Origin of the sequence: Paracraurococcus ruber (genome assembly GCF_004353985.1) — a bacterium.
Classification (GTDB): Bacteria; Pseudomonadota; Alphaproteobacteria; order Acetobacterales; family Acetobacteraceae; genus Paracraurococcus; species Paracraurococcus ruber.
The window spans coordinates 1-3,651 of the sequence record NZ_SMOA01000400.1; the positions used below are offsets into that span (position 1 = coordinate 1).

Here is a 3,651-nt window from a genome sequence, read left to right on the forward strand (position 1 = left end):
TGGCGCGGTCGCCGGCGGCGAAGGCCGCCGCCGCCTCCTGGTCGCGGTCGCGCCGGCGCAGCCAGCGGGCGCGCTCGGCGGTCAGGCCGGGATCGTTCGGCGCCCAGGCGGCGATGGCCGGGCCGTCGGCCTCCGGCCGGTCGGCGGCATAGCCGAGGCGGGCCGAGGCGGCGCCCTGCCGCGAGGGGTCGAGCCCGGGCAGGGCGCGGGAAGCGCCGGCGAAGTCGCGCGCGGCGGCCAGCCGGTCGAAGCGGCGCCAGTGGTCCTCCGGCCGCAGCACCGGCGTGGCGCGGCCGAGATAGGCGGATTCGGCCGCCGGGTCCGACGGCGCCTCCTGCCAGCCGGTGCGCAGCACCGTGGTCGCCTCCTCGCCGCGGCCGGCGCGGGCCAGGGCATCGGCCAGGCGCTGGTAGCCGTCCAGGGTGCGCGGGCCGCGGGCGGCGAACCACTGCGCCACGAGCCCGTCGTCGGGGTCGTAGGCGAGCAGCTCCTCCGCCCGCCGCGCCAGCGTGTCCTGCCCCGGCCAGTCCGGCCGGTCGAGGGCGAAGCCGATGATCTCTGCCGCGCCGGCCGCCCCGCCGCGTTCCTGCAGGCGCAGCCAGGTGACATAGGCGCGGATCAGCGGGTCGGCGCCCTGCGCGGCCTGGTCCGCCTCCGCCCAGCGCTTCGCCTGCGCCAGGGCAACGGCCTGCCGGCCGGCGGCGCGCATCGCCTCCCCGCCCGCCACGGCGGGCTGCGCCAGCGGGTCGGACGGGCCGGCGAGCAGCAGGGCGGGCAGGGCGAGCAGGGAGCGGCGGCGCATCCCCGCCTCTTACGCCGATTCGGCGGCGGCGGCGTGCCCGATGACGAGTCGCCCCGTCCCCTTCGGCCACTGCCCTTGCCCCTGGGAAGGGGGGTGACTAGGTTCGCACCCCCGGGCGGCCTGGCGCCCCCGGCCAGACGAGCCCGGCCGCCCAGGCCGAGGACACCCCTTCCGGAGGACGCCCCGATGTTCAAGGGATCGATGGTCGCGCTGATCACGCCCATGCGTGCCGACGGTTCCGTGGACGAGAAAGCTTTCACCGACCTGGTGGAATGGCAGATCGCCGAGGGCACGGAGGGGCTGATCCCGGTCGGCACCACCGGCGAGAGCCCGACATTGAGCCATGCCGAGCACAAGCGGGTGGTGGAGCTGTGCGTCGCCGCGGCGCGGGGCCGCGTGCCGGTCATCGCCGGCACGGGCAGCAACAGCACGGCCGAGGCGATCGACTTCACCCGGCACGCGAAGCAGGCCGGCGCCGATGCCTGCCTGGTCGTCACGCCCTACTACAACAAGCCGACGCAGGAAGGGCTGTACCTGCATTTCGCCGCCATCGCCGATGCGGTGGACCTGCCGGTCTTCATCTACAACATCCCGCCGCGCAGCGTGGTGGACATGACCGTGGAGACGATGGCCCGGCTGGCGAAGCACCGGAACATCGTCGGCGTGAAGGACGCGACCGCGAACCTGACCCGGCCGCTGCACACCAAGCGCGCCTGCGGCGAGGATTTCATCCAGCTCTCGGGCGAGGACCACACCGCGCTGGCCTTCAACGCTGCCGGCGGCACCGGCTGCATCAGCGTCACCGCCAATGTTGCGCCGCGCCTCTGCGCCGACATGCACAAGGCCTGGCGGAACGGGCGGCTGGGGGAGGCGCAGGCGATCCAGGACCGGCTGACGCCACTGCACGACGCGCTGTTCGCCGAGACCTCGCCCGGGCCGGTGAAGTATGCCGCCAGCCTGCTCGGCAAGACGTCGGAGCATTGCCGCCTGCCGCTGGCGCCGCTGCTGCCGGCGACGAAGCAGAAGGTGCGCGAGGCGATGGTGTCGGTCGGGCTGTTGAATTGACGCGACCCGGTCGCGGAGCGCCGCCGGCGGCGCGCAGCGTGAACCGGGTCGCCCAGTGTAGACCCGGTCGCGGAGCGCCTGCTGCGGCGCGCGGCGCGACCCGGGCCGCCAGGTAGGCTTCATGGCAGAGAAGAAGAAGAAGTCCCTCATCTCGCACGGCATCGCCTCGCAGAACCGGCGGGCGCGTTACGACTACACGATCGGCGAGACGCTGGAGGCCGGCCTGGTGCTGCTGGGGCCGGAGGTGAAGTCGCTGCGCGCCGGGCGGGCCACCCTGTCCGAGGCCTGGGCCGGCGAGCGCGACGGCGCGCTGTACCTGTTCGGCTGCACCATCCCGGAATGGCAGGCCGGCAGCACGGTGGCGAAATTCGAGCCGGGCCGGCCGCGCAAGCTGCTGTTGCACAAGAAGCAGGTGACCGAGTTGATCGGCGCCATCGCGCGCGACGGCGCGACCATCGTGCCGCTGCAGATACACTTCAACGACAAGGGCATCGCCAAGGTGATGCTGGGCGTCGCCGAGGGACGCAAGAAGCATGACAAGCGGCATGCGATCGCCGCCCGGGACTGGGCGCGCGACAAGGCGCGGCTGATGCGGAACCGCGGATAGCCGCGGGCGCCCCGGCGCCGGGGGGAACGGTTCCTCGCCGCGCGCGCCGGGCAACCATTGCAGTCCCGCCCCGGACGGACCACCTGCCTCGGCTGTCAAGACCCTGAGGGAGGGCGCGATGTCCGGGACCGAGACGACCACCCATGCCATCCGCCGGCGCGCCGCGCTGGCCGGCGCGCTGGCCCTGCCGGCGCTGGCCATCCCCGCCCTGGGGCGCGGCGCCGCGGCGCAGACGCCGCTCATCCTGGCCTCCGGCTACCCGGACGGCAATTTCCACACCCGCACGCTGCGCTTCTTCGCCGAACGGGCCGCGGCGCTGACCAACGGCGCCGTCGCCATCACCATCCATTCCAACGCGTCGCTGATCCGCCTGCCGGAGATCCGCCGCGCCGTGCAGGCCGGCCAGGTGCAGATCGGCGAGGTGCTGCTGGGCAACCACGGCAACGAGGATGCGATCTTCGAGGCCGACAGCGTCCCCTTCCTCGCCACCGGCTACGAGGAGGCGCGTCGGCTCTACGCCGCGCAGAAGCCGATGCTGGAGGCGCGGCTGCAGCGGCAGAACCAGACGCTGCTCTATTCCGTCTCATGGCCCAGCAACGGCCTGTTCTCCCGCCGGGAGATCACCCGGCTGGCCGATTTGGCCGGCACCAAGATCCGCATCTACAACGCGCTGACCCAGCGCTTCGCCGAGCAGTTCCGCGCCGCGCCGGTCATCATCCAGGTGCCGGACCTGCCGCAGGCCTTCGCCACCGGCGTCGCGGATTCGATGATCACCTCGACCCCCATCGTGGTGAACACCCGGGCCTGGGAATTCGGCCGGTTCTGGGTGGACCTGAACGCCTTCAACCCGCGCAACGGCGTCATCATGAACCTGCGGGCCTTCCGTGGCCTGCCGGAGGCGCAGCAGGCGGCGCTCCGCCAGGCGGCGGCCGAGGCCGAGGCGCGCGGCTGGGAGCTGTCCGAGAGCGAGGACCGGCAGAACCACGTCACCATGGCGGAGAACGGGATGAAGATCGCCCAGGTCTCGGCCGAGATGCAGGCCGAGGTGCGGGCGGCGTCCGAGGCGCTGATCGGCCCCTGGGCGGAGCGCGCCGGGCCGGACGGCGCGGCGCTGCGGCGGGCCATGGCGCGGTAGCGCCGGGGGCGGCTGGGCCGGCTGGCGGCGGCCTGATGCCGC

The 3,651-nt window shown here is 73.8% G+C and carries 3 protein-coding genes and 1 pseudogene; 3 read left to right on the plus strand and 1 reads right to left on the minus strand.

The features are described 5' to 3' along the window. Positions 1-802 (minus strand): annotated as a pseudogene (locus tag E2C05_RS29745) (lytic transglycosylase domain-containing protein); the annotation flags it as partial. 186 nt (positions 803-988) lie between these two features. Between E2C05_RS29745 and dapA the strand changes: the two are divergent. The 3 genes from dapA (at position 989) to E2C05_RS29760 (ending at position 3,609) form a co-directional block, all read left to right on the plus strand. Then, a complete protein-coding gene (gene dapA, locus E2C05_RS29750; protein WP_133223234.1) occupies positions 989-1,867 on the plus strand; it encodes a 4-hydroxy-tetrahydrodipicolinate synthase in 879 nt (292 codons plus the stop codon). A 121-nt stretch (positions 1,868-1,988) separates the two neighbouring features. After that, complete coding sequence (gene smpB / locus E2C05_RS29755; RefSeq protein ID WP_133223235.1) at positions 1,989-2,474, plus strand: SsrA-binding protein SmpB; 486 nt, start codon at positions 1,989-1,991, stop codon at positions 2,472-2,474. Between the two features lie 118 nt (positions 2,475-2,592). After that, the gene (locus tag E2C05_RS29760) at positions 2,593-3,609 is read left to right on the plus strand and encodes a TRAP transporter substrate-binding protein (protein WP_133223236.1); all 1,017 of its coding nucleotides are present in this window, start codon (positions 2,593-2,595) and stop codon (positions 3,607-3,609) included. The last annotated feature ends 42 nt before the right edge of the window (positions 3,610-3,651 follow it).

Bases quoted from the DNA above. Each gene is read 5' to 3' on its own strand.
- dapA (WP_133223234.1), top strand. From the start codon at position 989: ATGTTCAAGGGATCGATGGTCGCGCTGATCACGCCCATGCGTGCCGAC.
- smpB (WP_133223235.1), top strand. From the start codon at position 1,989: ATGGCAGAGAAGAAGAAGAAGTCCCTCATCTCGCACGGCATCGCCTCG.
- E2C05_RS29760 (WP_133223236.1), top strand. From the start codon at position 2,593: ATGTCCGGGACCGAGACGACCACCCATGCCATCCGCCGGCGCGCCGCG.